At 65.2% G+C, this 16,204-nt stretch carries 13 protein-coding genes; 12 read left to right on the forward strand and 1 reads right to left on the reverse strand.

The window, feature by feature from the left end:
* Positions 1 to 104 precede the first annotated feature (104 nt).
* Positions 105 to 776 carry a TetR/AcrR family transcriptional regulator gene (locus tag JYJ84_RS06850; RefSeq protein WP_122950418.1) on the forward strand — a complete coding sequence of 224 codons (672 nt, stop codon included), beginning with the start codon at positions 105 to 107 and terminating at the stop codon, positions 774 to 776.
* A gap of 127 nt (positions 777 to 903) precedes the next feature.
* Here the strand turns inward: JYJ84_RS06850 and JYJ84_RS06855 are convergent, their stop codons facing one another.
* Positions 904 to 1,851 (reverse strand): thioesterase family protein, encoded by a 948-nt coding sequence (locus JYJ84_RS06855; RefSeq protein WP_122950419.1) that lies wholly within the window; start codon positions 1,849 to 1,851, stop codon positions 904 to 906.
* A gap of 345 nt (positions 1,852 to 2,196) precedes the next feature.
* Here JYJ84_RS06855 and JYJ84_RS06860 point away from each other — a divergent pair, with 345 nt between their 5' ends.
* The 11 genes from JYJ84_RS06860 (at position 2,197) to JYJ84_RS06910 (ending at position 16,200) form a co-directional block, all read left to right on the forward strand.
* Complete coding sequence (locus JYJ84_RS06860) at positions 2,197 to 3,684, forward strand: FAD-dependent oxidoreductase (RefSeq protein WP_122950420.1); 1,488 nt, start codon at positions 2,197 to 2,199, stop codon at positions 3,682 to 3,684.
* Positions 3,685 to 3,694: 10 nt separating this feature from the next.
* Entirely contained in the window at positions 3,695 to 4,351 is a 657-nt protein-coding gene (locus JYJ84_RS06865; protein ID WP_122950421.1) for a cytochrome c, read from the forward strand.
* A gap of 34 nt (positions 4,352 to 4,385) precedes the next feature.
* The gene (locus JYJ84_RS06870) at positions 4,386 to 5,075 is read left to right on the forward strand and encodes a hypothetical protein (RefSeq protein WP_122950422.1); all 690 of its coding nucleotides are present in this window, start codon (positions 4,386 to 4,388) and stop codon (positions 5,073 to 5,075) included.
* A 596-nt stretch (positions 5,076 to 5,671) separates the two neighbouring features.
* On the forward strand, positions 5,672 to 6,505 hold the full coding sequence (locus JYJ84_RS06875; RefSeq protein WP_175221929.1) for a phytanoyl-CoA dioxygenase family protein: 834 nt from the start codon (positions 5,672 to 5,674) through the stop codon (positions 6,503 to 6,505).
* Between the two features lie 18 nt (positions 6,506 to 6,523).
* Positions 6,524 to 6,937, forward strand: a complete 414-nt coding sequence (locus JYJ84_RS06880) for a RidA family protein (RefSeq protein WP_122950424.1) — start codon at positions 6,524 to 6,526, stop codon at positions 6,935 to 6,937.
* Positions 6,938 to 7,297: 360 nt separating this feature from the next.
* Positions 7,298 to 8,662, forward strand: coding sequence for a DUF1329 domain-containing protein (locus JYJ84_RS06885; RefSeq protein ID WP_122950425.1), 1,365 nt, complete (start codon positions 7,298 to 7,300; stop codon positions 8,660 to 8,662).
* Between the two features lie 78 nt (positions 8,663 to 8,740).
* On the forward strand, positions 8,741 to 10,582 hold the full coding sequence (locus tag JYJ84_RS06890; protein ID WP_175221928.1) for a DUF1302 domain-containing protein: 1,842 nt from the start codon (positions 8,741 to 8,743) through the stop codon (positions 10,580 to 10,582).
* 63 nt (positions 10,583 to 10,645) lie between these two features.
* A complete protein-coding gene (locus JYJ84_RS06895) occupies positions 10,646 to 13,006 on the forward strand; it encodes an RND family transporter (RefSeq protein WP_122950427.1) in 2,361 nt (786 codons plus the stop codon).
* A gap of 29 nt (positions 13,007 to 13,035) precedes the next feature.
* A complete protein-coding gene (locus JYJ84_RS06900) occupies positions 13,036 to 14,007 on the forward strand; it encodes a YCF48-related protein (protein WP_122950428.1) in 972 nt (323 codons plus the stop codon).
* Positions 14,008 to 14,111: 104 nt separating this feature from the next.
* Positions 14,112 to 15,461, forward strand: a complete 1,350-nt coding sequence (locus tag JYJ84_RS06905; protein ID WP_164462953.1) for an FAD-dependent oxidoreductase — start codon at positions 14,112 to 14,114, stop codon at positions 15,459 to 15,461.
* A 76-nt stretch (positions 15,462 to 15,537) separates the two neighbouring features.
* On the forward strand, positions 15,538 to 16,200 hold the full coding sequence (locus JYJ84_RS06910; protein ID WP_122950429.1) for a TetR/AcrR family transcriptional regulator: 663 nt from the start codon (positions 15,538 to 15,540) through the stop codon (positions 16,198 to 16,200).
* Positions 16,201 to 16,204: the final 4 nt, after the last annotated feature.

The following is a 16,204-nucleotide window of genomic DNA, read 5'->3' on the forward strand; positions in this document are numbered from 1 at the left end:
CGGATGGAAATTGGTGTCGGCATCGGGTATAGTCGTTCGCGACCGGCGAAACGCCGGTCCTATCACATCAGGAAGGCGGGAACGCCCAGATCACGACGGAAGCGATGACAGTGCCTATTGAGCAACCGACCAGGAAACGGCGCACATCGAGTGCTGCACCCACCGGCGCACAGCCTGAAGGCCTTCGGGCCCAGGGCGTTCGTACGCGCAAACTCATCGTGCGCGTGGCGCGGAAACTCCTGCTCGAGGGCGGTGCGCTGGAGTTTTCCCAGCGTGCGGTCGCGCAGCGCGCCGGCATCAGCGTCAGCAACCTCCAGTACTACTTCCCGACGCGGCTCGCGGTGCTGCGCGCGGTCATGGAGCCCGAGATCGAGGCATACCTGACTGCGCTGAAGCGCGCGCTCGAAAGCGGCGCATCGCCGCGTGAAACGCTCGATGCATTGTTCGGGATGGCGCTCGAGAATGCGAAGGACGTCAAGGGCACGGCCCTGTGGGCCCACTTCATGTCGTTCGCGTCGATCGATCCCGAATGCGCGCGGCTGATCGACGAATGGTATGCGTCCCTGACGCAAGCCATCACCGCGCTCGTCCGTTCCGTGAATCCGGGCCTGAAGGCGGCAGACGGTGAGCAAGTGGCGATGCTGCTCGTCGCGATGGCCGACGGGCTGGCACTCCAGTACACGATGGGGCGGCAGACGGACGGGCTCGATGCGAGATTCCTGACGTCGGTGTACAGCCTGGTGGACGGCAAGGCGTCCGGCGGCAAGAGCCGGTAGCGGCCGCAAGCTGGCCAGGTGACACGAGAAGACAGGGCATGCCCTGTCTTTTTTCTTTTGCAGCCGCCGCGTGCGATCCAGCGCGGTCGGCGCGATGATTGGCACTGACGACGTACTGGCCGAACATTCAGTTTGCCCGCGATCGGGTGCCCAACGTCCCGCGGAATTTCGCGAGCTGACGCGATTCCGCCACGAGCCGTCCGTCCGTATTCCGCAATTCACCGTCGATGATCAGCAGGCCATTGTGGATCTCCTTCGTCAGGAAGCGTGCGTGGATCGGGCCGGGGCCGGGGTTGGCCTTGACGTGTACCGCATATTCGATCGTCGGCACCGATCCCCACTCGGCGCGATCGATGATGTTGTAGATCGGTGGCGGGAACGCATCGGCGAAGAGGGCCAGCGACGCAAGCGTCGGCGATGCTTCGTCCTCCAGAGAAATCCATCCCTCGATGGTCGCGGTGGATTCAGGCGCGCTGTTCTGCAATGCCCCGGGTGCGAGACGCAGGTTGAACTGCGAGACGAACGACCGCATCGGATCGGGGATCGCTAGCGTGTCGATGCTCAGGCATGCGTGATAAGGCGTGGCGGGCCACGGCGGTCCCGCGCAATGCGATGCCGACGCACCGGTTGTCCGGGAGAAATCGGTGAACGTCGCCACGTAGAACGCCTTGAGGTCCCCGTCCTGCATGAGCGACAACGTCGCGCGCGACAGGCTTTTCGTCGATCCGAGTTCAACGATGTGAGCCGTTGCCGGGCCGGAAACGGGATGGCCGAGAAAACTCGCATTGATCGACAACAGATCGGGATGTGCGCTGCGGCCGGTGAGTGTTTCGGCTGCGAGCCTGGTGAGGTAGCCCCCGTTCGGATAGCCGAGGACGTTGAATCGCGACGAGATATCGACGGGGATTGCTACGCAGGCACCTGACATTCCTGTTCCCATGAAGCCGTGCCCCGTCGACGAGACGGGGAATCGATTGGTTGCCGCAAGTGGGTGGCCGGCGCAGACACGCTGTGCGGCACTGCAAATGCCGGCGGATCGATGCGCTTTCTCGCGTGAATTCGTGACCCCCAGCATAGCGACCGCGTGTGCTGCACTGAAGTTTATTTTGTGAATCGGCCCGTATTCGTGCGATGAATGATTCGCTACGAACGTCGTCGCATACACGCGTGCGCCGACGCTCAGAAGGCAGGGTAATCCCCTGTCTTTGTTTTATTCCTGTTATATGTATCATGACCTACGTTTGTCACATATTCCTACAAATGGATTGCATGGGTCGTCGACTTGCCTTGCGCCACGAGCGGGGCAGGGATGGCGGCCGCATTCCGATCGGTTCGGAACGACGTGCCGAACGGGCCGTCTATCGTTCGTCATCCTGATGGACGGCTCCCTAGTGAATTTCATTGCAGCAGCGAACACACCATGCCAAAGAAGTCTTTCCCCAATGGAGCAGCCGATCCGCATCGACGGCAGTGGCTCAAATACGCGGGTGCGTCAGCCGCAGCCGTGGGCACGCTTGCGATCGGCGCACGGCAGGCAAGCGCCGGCGAAGGCGGCCCGTCCGGCAATCCGGGCGACGTGCTCGACGTGGCCATCATCGGCGCAGGGCTGGCCGGGCTGACGGCGGCGCGCGATTTGCGCCAGGCCGGTTGCGAATCGTTCGTGGTGCTCGAGGCGCGCGACCGCGTCGGCGGCCGGACCCTCAACTACAACGTGGAAGGCGGGTACGTCACCGAGGTCGGCGGGCAGTGGATCGGGCCGGGCCAGACCGCCGTCGCCGATCTTGCTCGCGAGCTGCAGGTCGGCACGTTCCCGAGCTACTACGAAGGCAAGACGGTCATCCTGGGCGGCGAAGGCCGCGTGGCGGTCGACCTGAAAGGCACGTTCGGCACCGACGAGGCCATTTCGTCGAAGCTCAGCACGATGTCGCGCGACGTGCCGTCGGGCGCGCCGTGGACCTCGTCGCGTGTCGCCGAGCTGGACAAGATGTCGGTGGCCGACTGGATGGTGAAGCAGGACATCAAGCCCGAGGACCGGATCGGTTGGGACGGTTCGTGCACGCTGTCCGGCGGTGCTCCGCCGGTCAAGATGGGGCTGCTGCACTTCCTGTCGATGATCAATTCGGCGTCGTGCGACTACACGCAGCTCGACTCCATCAAGCACAGCGCGCAGGAAACGCGCTTCATCGGCGGTTCGCAAATCCTCAGCACGAAGATGGCCGGGCACCTGGGCGACAAAGTGCGCCTGTCGACCCCGGTACGCCGGATTTCCAACTGGGATCGCGACGTCGTCACGTTGCATACCGATCGCGGAGACGTGCGTGCGCGGAAAGTCATCGTGGCCATCCACCCGGCCCTGTGCAACCAGGTGCAGTTCGAGCCGCCGTTGCCGGAGAAGCGGGCGTCGCTGCAACGCGCATGGCCCGCTCACTCGCCGGCGCGCAAGACCGCGATGGTCTATCGCCGTCCGTTCTGGCGCGAGAAGGGGCTGAACGGCCATATCTTCCAGGCGGGCGGGCCGGTCATCTGGGCTTACGACAACTCGCCGCCCGGTGGCGAGATCGGGATCATCAATGCGTTCGTCCGGAACGCGCTGCTGCCGTCGGACCGGAAGGCCGCGCAACGCATGCTCACGGAAATCTATGCGCAGGCATGGGGCGACGACGCGCTGTCGCCCGTGTCGTATCACGACCACGACTGGAGCCGCGTCGATCCTTGGACGATCACGTGCGTGTCCGCGATTCCGCCGGGATTCTGGAGCGCACATGGCGACGGGCTGCATTTGCCGTGCGGCAACCTGATCTGGTCGGGGACCGAAACCGCGAACATCTGGGCGGGCTACATGGATGGCGCCGTGCGCTCGGGCCACCAGGGCGCGTTGCAGGCGCTGAACGGCTTGCGCCGCGCATAGGAGGGCAATCATGAAAAAACGCATTCTGCTCGCCATCGCGGGGCTCGTCGCCGTGTTGCTCGCCGTCTTCGGGCCATCCCTGCTGAACCTGTACCGCCTCCAGCAGTATGTCGCCGCGTCGGAAGACGCGTATCGCGCAGACGGCGGCCCGTGGCCGCACCAGACCGATACGTGCCTCGGCTGTCACGGCGCCAATGGCACCTCGCTCGAGCAGGGCTATCCGAGCCTCGCGGGGCAACCGGCGTCCTACGTGGCGGCCCAGCTTCACGACTTCGCGAGCGGCAAGCGCGCCAATCCGAACATGGCGCCGTTGGCGATGAGCCTGAGCGAGACCGACATCAAGTCGCTATCCGACTACTACGCGCGGCAGCCGGCCCGCCGCAACCGCTACTTCGAGGCCGATCCGCAACTGGCGGCGCAAGGCAAGCAACTGGTCGAGAAGGCGGCCTGCGCCGCGTGTCACGGCGCGCGCCTGACGGGTCAGGCGCAGTTCCCGCGTCTGGCGGGCCAGGGGCACGACTATCTGCTGAAGCAGATGGACGCGTTTGCCGCCGGCACGCGCACCGAAGCGACCGGCACGATGCAGCGCGTCACCGCGGCGCTGTCTCAGAAGGACCGCGAGGCCGTCGCCCAGTACCTGGCAAGTTTGAATCCGGAGCAGGAATGATGAACCGTATGCAATCGGAATGGAGTGTTTGATCATGGACAGCAGATCGCTCGTGCTTTGCCTTGCCAGTGCGTTGCTGGCGACCACCACCGCCATCTATGGCTGGAAGTTTCTCAAGAAGCGCAATTACCTGCTCGGGATCGAGTGGTTCATCGTGACGGTTTCGTCGTCGAATGCGCTGATCTATTTCGCGACTCACTGCGAGATTTCGGGGCTCATCTCGCATTTTCTGGATGCGTTTTCCCGGGGCTTCGGGATGCCGATCGTCGCCGTCGCGGGCCTGATGGCCGTGACGCGCGGCTACAAGCCTTCGGGATGGCAGGATGTCGCGCTGTTCGCGATATCCGTTGTCGGCACCGTCGTGCTGGTGTCCGGCGTCATCGGCAAGGCGCTGCCTTACTTCTATGTCGTGATGTGGACATTGCTGACGCTCTATCTCGCGGGATTCGTCCGGAAATTGCTGGCGGCCGGCGAGCGGTTCCATGCGATGACGTCGGCCGTGGCGATGGTGACTTCGCTCGCGATCGCATACATCTACGATTTCTATCCGATACCTGGGGACGCGCACAACGTCGTGGTCAATTTCTACGTATTCGCACTGGTGACGTGGTCGTACATGACGGTTGTGCTTTATTACGGCTATTGCGCGCTGGAGCGCGCAGGTCAGATGCGTGACGCCAGCCGGTTCCGCTCGACCCGGAACGGGGATCGTCGCCTCGCGTAAGTGCATGGCGATGTGCATCGGGGCATTTGCGTTGCTCGATGACACGCGCCGGAGACGGCCACCGTGTCATCGCGGCACGCAGGGCTGAATCGCTTCCGGAGCGTACGGCGACCGATAGCGTGTGTGACCGACGGCGATCCGGAGCGAGACGCGCGGGCATTAGCCTTGGCGTATCCCTGAATCTTCGTGGGGCAGCCTCGATATCGATTCGCCGGCTGACAGAATGCATCGTTATGCGAATTTATTTTTGGATTGACGGGTATCGAACGACGCTATCGACGACACGCTGAGGCCGTCAAGTAATCGTCACAGGAAAGAGGGGCGTTTGCCCCTCACCTGACCTTTCGTCTTGCTCGCCAGTCGGCGCGCCAGTCGGCGCGCCAGCCGGCGTGCGACCGCGGACGGCTGCGCGCGGCCGGCCGGGAGCGCGGCTGTCATCCTGCTTCATGTACGCATTGCACCCGCACCGGGAATACCCGCTCTTTTTATTTCGTTCTAAATTTATCATCATTACCTAACATTGTTATTTCGAACTACTTTTGAGACGGTACACGGCACCCGCGGCAGGGCGGGTGCGAACCAACAGGAGGTGAAAGATGGACGATGTCAAGCGCAGGGCTTTCGCAGAGGACGGCGCGGTTCTGATCGAAGGTCTGCTGAACGAGGAACAACTGGCCCAATGCCGGCTCGCGTTCGACTGGGGGATTGAAAATCCGGGACCGATGGCCTCGAGTCTCCTCGACGGGTCCGAATTCCGGTCGCACGTCGACAACGCGAATCCGTATGCGAAGGAACGTCTCGACGCGCTGGTCAACACGCTGCCGCTCGGTCGACTGTTCGCCGACCTGTGGGGGTCGAAGCATGCGTGGTATTTCGCCGAGGAGCTTTTCCTGAAGCAAGGCTGCAAGGGCGCCCGCTCGCTGTGGCACCAGGACACCTCGTACCTGCCGTGGGCGGGGATGCACTTCGGCAACGCGTGGATCAGCTTCGAGGCCGTTCCGAAGCGCAACGCGCTCGAGATCGTCCGGGGTTCGCATCGCGGCGTGCGACACGACGGCACCACGTTCCAGAACGTCGACGATCCCACCGAGCCGCTGCATGGCGGTGGCGTCTGGCCGCGGATGCCCGACATCGAAGCCGAGCGCCGCGCCGATCCGGGCAAGTACGACATCCTCTCGTGGGCCACGAAGCCGGGCGATGTCCTGTTGCTGCACCCGGGCGTGCTGCACGGCGGCGGCGTGGTCGATCCGGATTTCCCCGATCGCCACACGCTCGTGCTGCGCTTTTTCGGCGACGACGCCACCTTCAGCCCGCTGCCGGACAACAGCGCATCCGGTTTCACGCCGGCCGGCGTGCTGTTCGTGGACGAGCTCGCGTCATTGAAGGCGGGCGACCCGTTTCGCGCGCCGTGTTTCCGTCAACTCGTCTGAATCCGGAGGATTCCCGTCATGACAACAACCAGCAAGCGTCAACCGATCATTCCACCCGGGTTCAAGGCGTGGTACGACACCTACCATTTCGCTCCGGCAACGCGGGTGGGCGACACGATCTGGGTGTCCGGCCAGGTCGGAATCGGCGCGGACATGCGGCCGGGCGACGGCGTGCAGGCGCAGGCGCGCATCGCGTTCGAATCGCTGAAGGCGATTCTGGTCGAGGCCGGTGCGAGTCTCGCCGACGTGGTGGAACTGACGACCTTTCATACGGATCTGCGCGCCGAGGTCGAAGCCTTCGGGGCCGTGAAGGACGAATACTTCCCGGATCGCTATCCATCGTGGACAGCGGTCGGGGTGACGCAGCTCGCGCTGCCCGAATTGTGCGTCGAAGTGCGGGCGGTGGCGGTGATCGGGTCGGGCGCTGCTTGACACGAACGTCGGGCGGTTAGTGCGGCCGGGGCGGCGGCTGCGACGAAAGGAAGCATTCGCAGCGGCTGCATCCGGCGCCTGACGCTTGTTCGGCCGGATGCGGCGAGCCCCCGAACCTGCGATGGAAGGGGCACGCAGGGCATGCAGCACGTGTGGCGGAAGAGAATTCAATCTATTTCGTATTACTTACAACTTGGCGCGCGTCGGCGAAAGGAATACCGAGCGCTTCACGGTCGCGGAAGCCCCGCGACGGCTGGCCGGAAAGCGGCACGTTCGCCGCGAGAAATCGCAACGAAACGAACGCCAGCCGCCCGTCTGCCGCGCAACCGGTGAATGAAAGCAGAGTCTCGGAAGGAGAGCATGATGAAGAAGCACACGATCGGAACCGTGTCCGCAATCGCGGCCGCGTTGTTGATGATGGCCGGCAGTGCGATGGCCGACGACCTCACCGCGGTGGGGGCCGAACGCGGCCCGAGCAAGGACGGGTCCATTCCTGCCTTTGCGGGCAGGCAGGAGCCGCAGTCGGGCTGGGAATACGGCAAGATGCGCGGCGATTTCTGGAAGCACCGGAGCGAGAAGCCGCTTTACTCGATCGATGCCGCGAACGTCGACAAGTACGCGAGCATGCTGTCGCCCGGCCAGATCGCGTTGATCAAGCAGCGCAAGGGCTACCGGATGGATGTCTATCCGTCGCACCGCGAGTGCCAGCTGCCGGAGTTTGCCGAGCAGAACACGAAGGCCAACCTCACGGCCGCGAAGCTCGCGTCGGACGGCGAGACGCTCGAGGCGGCCGTCCTGCCCGGCGTGCCGTTTCCGCAGCCGAAGACCGGCGCCGAGGCGATCCTGAACTACGAGAACCGCTATCGCGGCGTCGGCATCGAATGGCCGCTGGACGTCACGACCATCTCGCCGCGTCCGGGCGGCGGCGATTGGATCGACGGGATCGGCCCGCAGGTCTTCTACTTCCCGTCGGGCAAGACGGGCAAGAGCGGGCCGAAGGATGTCGACCAGCTCAGCCTGGCCGCGTACTTCTCGGCCACGTCGCCGGCCGCGCTCGCCGGGCAGGCCTTCGTGCAGCGCCAGTATTTCAACAAGGATTCGGAAACCTACTACTACTTTCCGGGGCAGCGCCGCGTGAGACGCATGCCGGCCTATACGCACGATGCGCCGCTGATCGGTTTCGAGAACCAGTACCTGATCGACGAAGCCAACATGTTCAACGGCTCGATCGACCGGTTCAACTGGAAGCTGGTCGGCAAGCGCGACATGCTCGTTCCGTATAACGCGTTCGGCATGTACAAGTTCAAGAGCAAGCTGCACGACGTCGCGACGCCGGACGGCATCGCGTCGGCGAACCGGCGCTACGAGATGCATCGCGTGTGGGTCGTCGAGGCGACGATCAAGCCGAGTGCGCGCCACGTCGCATCGAAGAAGGTGTTCTACCTGGACGAGGACAGCTGGCTGGCGCTCATCGGCGAGGATTACGACGCGCAGGGCAAGCTGTGGAAGGTGCGCGAGAGCTACCCGATTCCGGTCTGGGAACTGGGAGGCACTTGCGACAACGAGCCGATGGCGCAATACGACCTGCTGAACGGACGCTACGTGATGGATTCGTCGACGATCGGCCAGGGCAAGGACATTCGCTGGTACCAGGAGATCAACGATCCGCGCTTCAAGTCCGATTTCTTCACGGCGGAATCGCTGAGATCGGTCAGCGAACGCTGATTGCCGTAGACAGATAAAAAAATAGATCCGACGTGCGCGCTCGCGCCGTCGGCATCCGGTCTGGAGATGGGTGGGACGATGAAAGCAAGCAACATAGTTAGGCATACTACAGTGTCGATTGCCATGCTGGGTGCGGCGACGTCGACTGCGTACGGATACGAGTTCACGCTCGGGGACGGCAGCGTCCAGGGATCGTGGGTGACCAATCTCACCGCGGGCGGCGGAATCCGGACCAAGAGTCCGAGCTGTTCGCTGACCGGCGATCCGAACGCGTACGGTTGCGGCGCGGCCGCCAATACGAACCAGTGGGGCTATGGCGACGAGGGCGACCTGAACTACCGCAAGGGCCAGCCGTTCAGCACCTACGTGAGCGCGACCAGCGAGCTGCTGCTGAAGATGCCGAGCGAAGGGCTCAAGTTCATGGTGCGCGGCACGGGGATGTACGACTTCCTTGCCGGGAGAACGGCCAGGACGCCGCTGTCGAGCACGGCTGCCGCGCAGGTCGTATACAACGCGCAGCTGCTCGATCTGTGGGCGCAGAAGGATTTCACGATCAACGGGCATAGCGCGCACGTACGGCTCGGCAACCAGGTGATCAACTGGGGCGAGAGCATGTTCGCGCAGAGCGGCATCAACGCGACCAACTCGATCGACACGCAGAAACTGCTGATCCCCGGTTCGCAGCTCAAGCAGGCGCTGCTGCCGGCGCCGATGCTGAGCCTCGCCGCCGATCTGTCCCACGGCTTCAGCACCGAAGCCTATTACCAGTTCCAGTGGAACGGCAACCGCATCCCGCCGGTCGGCTCGTACTGGTCGCTGGCGAACGTCGTCGGCCGCGGCGCGGAACCGTTCACGATCGACGGGAACAACCCCAACGTGGCCGGCCCGGGTGTGGGCACGATCGCCAATGCGATCGGCGGCGGGGCCGCGGCCGGCAACCAGGACACGCTGAACGGGATCAAGAACGGGCTCGTGAACGGCGCGTTCGCCGGGCCGCCGTTCAACGACCTCGGCATCCCGGTCTCGACGCAGCTGCCCGCGAAATACCGGCCGCAGTTCGGCGTGAAGTTCAACTACTCGCCGCGCTCGTTCGATGCGAACTTCGCGTTCTACTACCTGAACTACACGGATAAATCGCCGGTGCTGTCGACGCTCGCCAACGGCACCGCGCAGTGGTCGTATCTGCAGAACCGGCAACTGTTCGGCGCGAGCGCGAACTTCGGGGTCGGGCCGTGGGCGATCGGCACCGAGCTGTCGTACCGGCCGCGCGATGCGGTCGCGCTGTCGAGCTGCTACGGCGCGGGCGGCCCGACCGACCTGATCACGAACGGCGTGCAAGGCGTCAACTGCCAGCAGTGGGCCGACAAGAAGAAGCTCCAGCTCGACGTGAACGGGCTACTCGCGCTGACGCGCAGCGAGTACCCGTTCCTGAAGCTGATCGCCGCGGATTCCGCGACGCTGACCTGGGAACTCACGTGGATCTACTACCCCGGCCTCGGTTCGGACGTCACGCGCACGGTGGACGGGCAACCGGTCACGCAGGTGCCGGCCACCGGCTACTTCCCGTGGCTGAACAACAACTCGGGGCTCGGTTATCCGATCACGCAGGGGCAGGGTACGTCGAGCTCGGTGGGCGCGACGATCGACTTCAACTGGACCTACGACGGTTCGCTGATTCCCGGTTGGCAGGTGACGCCGGGCGTGACGTTCAGCACCGGCCTGTACGGCTACACGCCGACCTTCACGGCCAACTACATGCAGGGCGCGAAGTCGGTCAACGTCTACGTGCTGTTCAACCAGAACCCGCCGACGTGGCAGGCGGGCATCAACTTCGCGGCGTTCTTCGGCGGCCATCAGTCGGTGGGGAATCCGTACGCGGACCGCAATTTCGTCGGGGTGTTTGCTACCCGGAACTTCTGACGGGTGCAAGCGGAAGCGAGCGCGCGCGTCGGGCATCGCCGGAAAACATGAAGGGGTCATGCAGTGCTTAATCGTCTGGTCAGCCGCCTTGAAAGGCTTTTCTTCGGTCATCGCGCGATCGTGCTCGCGGCGATCGGCCTGTTCACCGTCGCGATGGCCGTGTTCGCGATGCAACTGCGCATGGATGCCGGCTTCGAGAAACAGATGCCGATCGGCCATGAGTACATCCGCACGTTCCAGCAATACCGGAACGACCTGCTCGGCGCGAACCGGATCACCGTCGTCGTGCGCGCAAAGCACGGTTCGATCTGGACGCCGGATGGGCTGACGCGGCTGTACAAGGTCACGCAGGCGGTGACCTACCTGCCGAACGTCGACCGGATCGGCGTGCGCTCGCTGTGGACGTCGAACGCATTCGTCAACGAGATCACCGACGAGGGCTTTCGCGCGGAGCCGATCATTTCCGGCACGATCACGCCGGATCAACTGACGCCGGAGATCGTCGAGAAGATCCGCCGCGCGACCACGCTCGGCGGCTATGTCGGCACGCTCGTGTCGCACGGCGAGGACAGCGCGATGATCACGGCCGAACTGAACGAGCGTGACAGCGCGGGCAAGGTGCTCGACTACGTCGCGTTCAATCACCTGCTGGAACAGAAGATCCGCCAGCCGTTCGAGGATGCCGGCTACGACGTGCAGATCATCGGCTTTGCGAAGCAGATCGGCGACATCGCCGACGGCGCGAAGGCCGTGCTCGGCTTCTGCGCGATCGCGCTGCTGCTGACCGCGCTGGCGGTGTACTGGTATTGCCATTCGCTGCGCTTTACGGTGCTGCTGATCGCGTGCTCGCTGACGTCGCTGGTCTGGCAGTTCGGCACGCTGAAGCTGCTCGGCTTCGGCCTCGACCCGCTCGCGGTGCTGGTGCCGTTCCTGGTGTTCGCGATCGGCGTGTCGCACGGCGTGCAGCAGGTGAACTTCATCGTGCGCGAGATTTCGCACGGGCACAGTTCGTATGAAGCGGCACGACGCAGCTTCAGCGGGCTGCTGATCCCGGGCGTGCTGGCGCTGATCACCGCGTTCGTGTCGTTCATCACGCTGCTGCTGATCCCGATCCCGATGGTGCGCGAGCTGGCGATCACCGCGTCGCTCGGCGTGGCTTACAAGATCGTGACGAACCTGATCCTGCTGCCGGTGGCCGCGTCGTGCTTCAACTTCACGAAGCGCTATGCGGACAGCGCACTGAAGCGCGGCGAGCGGCGCTCGGCATGGCTGCGCCCGCTGGCGCGCATCGCGCAGCCGAAGTATGCGGGCGCGACCGTCGCGCTGACGCTGGTCGTGTTCGCACTGGCCGCGTGGCAAAGCCGCGACCGCGTGATCGGCACGCTGCAGCCCGGTGCGCCGGAGCTGCGCGCGGATGCGCGTTTCAACCGCGACGCGACGGCGATCGCCGGCAACTACGACATGGGCCTCGACTGGCTGACGGTGGCAATCGAGTCGACGGGCAAGGCCTGCGACAACCCGGCGGTCGGCCTGTACGAAGACGACTTCGCGGCCGCGATGCGCACCGAGCCGGGCGTGGTGTCGGTGCAGTCGTACTCGGGCATGCTGCGCGCGTACAACCAAGGCTACAACGAAGACTATCCGAAGATGAACGTGGTGCCGATCGACCCGGAGAACTACGGCGCGGTGTCGGTCGACGTCGGCCGTGTGAAGGGCTTCATGAAGGCCGATTGCACGATGTCGGCCGTGCATCTGTTCCTGACCGACCACAAGGCCACGACGATCAACCGGATTCTCGACGACGTGAAGCAGTATCGCGCGTCGCACCCGTTCCCGGGCATCACCGTGCGTCTTGCCGCAGGTAACGCGGGCGTGCTGGCGGCAACCAACGAGGAAGTCGCGGGCAGCGAGCTGCCGATGATGCTGTACGTGTACGGCGCGATCCTGATCCTCGTGTTCTTCGCGTACCGCGACTGGCGCGCGATGATCGCCTGCTGCGCACCGCTGTCGGTTGCGACCTTCATCGGCTACTGGTTCATGAAGGAACTGCAGATCGGGCTGACGGTCGCGACGCTGCCGGTGATGGTGCTGGCGGTGGGGATCGGCGTCGATTACGCGTTCTACATCTACAACCGGCTGCAGGTGCATCTCGCGAGCGGGCAGACGATCGTGAAGGCGGTGCAGCACGCGTTGCTCGAAGTCGGTGTCGCGACAATCTTCACGGCGATCACGCTCGCGATCGGCGTGGCGACGTGGAGCTTCTCCGCGCTGAAATTCCAGGCCGACATGGGCAAGCTGCTGGCGTTCATGTTCCTCGTCAACCTGCTGATGGCGATGACCGCGCTGCCCGCGCTGGCCTCGGTGCTGGAGCGCCGCTTCCCGCGCCGCAAGCCGGCCCGCGCGCCGGGGCTCTTCAGCCACTGACGCCCGCCCACTTTCATGGAGATCTCCAGATGATCAAGACGCTCGTTGCCTGTATCGGGCTGTGCGCTGCCGCTGCCGCTGCCGCGTTCGCGCAATCCCACGGAACGGTTGCGGAATGGGCCGCGAAGCCGGCCCACGCATGGCCCGCGCCGACGCACATGATGCTGACGGACGCGACGCGTGCCGGCTCGCGGGTCGTCGCCGTCGGCGATCACGGCATCGTGGTGCTGTCCGACGACGACGGCAAGACCTGGCGGCAGGCGCGGCGCGTGCCCGTGGCCGCGACGCTGTCGGCCGTCGCGTTCGCCGATGCGCAGCACGGCTGGGCGGTGGGCCAGTGGGGGACGATCCTCGCGACCGACGACGGCGGCGAAACCTGGACGACGCAGCGCCTCGACACGTCGGTCGACCAGCCGCTGTTCTCCGTGCTGTTCACGACGCCGCAGGACGGGCTCGCGGTCGGCCTGTGGTCGCTGATGCTGCAAACCCACGACGGCGGCAAGACCTGGGCGAAGGTGACGCTGCCGAAGCCGCCGGGCGGCAGCAAGGCGGACCGCAATCTCTATCACGCGTTCGCTGATCGGAACGGGGCGCTCTACATCTCGGCGGAACAGGGCACGGTGCTGAAGTCGACCGACGGCGGTGCGAACTGGCGCTACCTGCAGACGGGCGGCAAGGGTTCGCTGTGGACCGGCGTGGCGATGCCGGACGGCCGCGTGGTGGTGGGCGGGCTGCTCGGCAGCCTGTACCAGAGCAGCGACGGTGGCGAGAACTGGACCGCCGTCGACAGCCGCACGCGGAGTTCGATCACCGATCTGGTGGCGGCAGGCGACGGCCTGATCGGCGTCGGGCTCGATGGCCTGGTGTTGAAGCAGCCGGCGGGAGCGGCGACGGTCGAGGTCGCGCAGCGCCCGGATCGCGCGACGCTGACCGCCGCGCTGCCGGCCAAGGGCGGTACGCCGATGCTGTTCTCGCAGGAAGGCGTGTTGACGTCGCCCTGATGGCGACCCGAGGTGAGCGGTATTCCTGTTGACGGCACTGAATGAAGGAGGCACACATGAGCAATACGCAGTACGGGATTCGGGATGACTCGACCGGCCATGCAATGCGGTTCGACACGGCGCAGGCCGACCGTGCGTTGCGGACGTACCGGCCCATCGGCGGGTGGATCGAGCGGCCGGACGACTTGCAGCCGCAGCTGGAAGGCGACGTTCACGCGGACGTGATCGTCGTCGGCGCCGGCTTCGCGGGTCTGTCGACCGCGCTGGAACTTTCCGCGCGCGGCGCCAGCGTCGTCGTGATCGAACGCGAGTTCGCGGGCTTCGGCGCGAGCGGGCGCAACGCCGGCTATCTCGCGGGCGGGCAGGGGCTCGAATACGAGCTGTTCGTGAAGCGCGTCGGGCGCGAGCAGGCGAAACGGATCGTCGGCTTTTACGACGAAGGCGTGGCCTACGTCGAACGCAAGCTAGTCGAGCACGGGATCGACTGCGACTATCGTGCGTCGGGGATCATTCGCGCCGGCGTGCATCCGTCGCAGGAGAAGCGCTTGCGCGAGGACATGGAGACCGGCATCGCGCTGGGTTCGCCCGCGCAGTTTCTCGATGGCGCGGCAATGCGTGCGCGTGGCATTCCACCGGCGTTCCTGTTCGGTTGTCACTTCCCCGGCGGCGGTACGCTCGACCCCGGCAAGTATGTGCTGGGGCTGCGGCGCGCGGCCCTCGCCGCCGGCGTGCGGCTCTACGAGAACACCGCGCTGCTCGACTTCGACGCGGGAGCAACCGTGCGGATCCGGACGGCGCGCGGCACTGCAAGCGCGCCGGTCATGGTGCTCGCCACCAATGCCTATACGCCGCAACTCGGCCTGCTCGGCAACAAGGTGATGCCGCTGCGCGTGTCGGCGCTCGAAACCGGGCCGCTGTCCGATGCGCAACTGGCGGCGCTGGGCTGGCCGAATCGCGAGGGTATCGTGACGCCACACTTCACGATGGAGAGCCACCGGCTCACCGCGCGCAATACGCTGCTGCTGACGACCAAGCGGCTGGACTACGTCTACGGTTCGCGGACGCCGAACGTGCCGGACGACGCAGCGTATCGCGCGCTGCTGGCGACGTTGCACGCGCGTTTCCCGCAGTTGGGCAACCTGCCGGTGCGTGCATGCTGGAGCGGCTATATCTCGGTCGCCAGCGATGCGCTGCCGGTGGTCGGCGCGTCCGGCACGCACCGCAACGTGTTCTACACGGCCGGATGCTCGGGGCACGGGGTCGGCACGCAGTCGCTGATCGGGCAGGTGCTGGCCGACCGGATCAGCGGAGCGGCGTCGCCGCTGATCGACGCGCTGACGCACCGGACACCCGCGATGCCGCCGGAGCCGCTGCGCTGGTGCGCGATCAAGGCGGTGCTGGGCATGGCGAACCTGCTGGATGAAAGGGTGAACCGTCACGCGCGGCGCGGCTAGGGATGCGCGCCACGATAGCCACGATGCAGCGCGCGCCGCGACGGACTGCCGGAACGCGACGCTTACGACGAACACGATGACCGAAACCAAAGCGCACCACGGTGGCAGAAGCCGCCGCACGCCGAACGCCGTGTCGGCCGGCAGCGATCTCGACGGCTTGCGGGCGCAGGGCCTGCGCACGCGCAACACGATCGTTCGGGTCGCGCGGGAACTGCTGCTGGCAGGCGGCCCGCTGAGGTTCTCGCAGCGCGCGGTCGCGGCTGGTGCCGGCATCAGCGTGAGCAACCTGCAGTACTACTTTCCGACCCGGCTGGCTGTGTTGCGGGCCGTGATCGAGCCGGTCATCGATGCGTACCTCGGCGAGCTGAAGGGCTTGATCGACAGCGATGCATCGCCGGACGACGTTCTCGAACGCGTGCTGGCCCGCTCGCTGAGCGACGCGAAGGATGCGCAATACGTCGCGCTGTTCCGGCATTTCCTGTCGTTCGCCGCGATCGACCCCGAATGCCTGAAGCTGTTCGACGATTGGTACGGCACGCTGACGCGTGAGGTCGCGAAGCTGTTGCGCGCCGTCAATCCGGCGTTCGATGCGGCCGACAGCGTGCACGTTGCGACGCTGTTGATTGCGATGGCCGACGGCCTGACGTTGCAAACCGGAACCGTGCGATTGACGCAGCGGCTCGATGCGATGTTCATGGAGAAAGCGCGCTGGCTCATCTACGACAGGCAACGCGACTAGGGGA

This window comes from Burkholderia sp. LMG 13014 (genome assembly GCF_905232215.1).
Classification (GTDB): Bacteria; Pseudomonadota; Gammaproteobacteria; order Burkholderiales; family Burkholderiaceae; genus Burkholderia.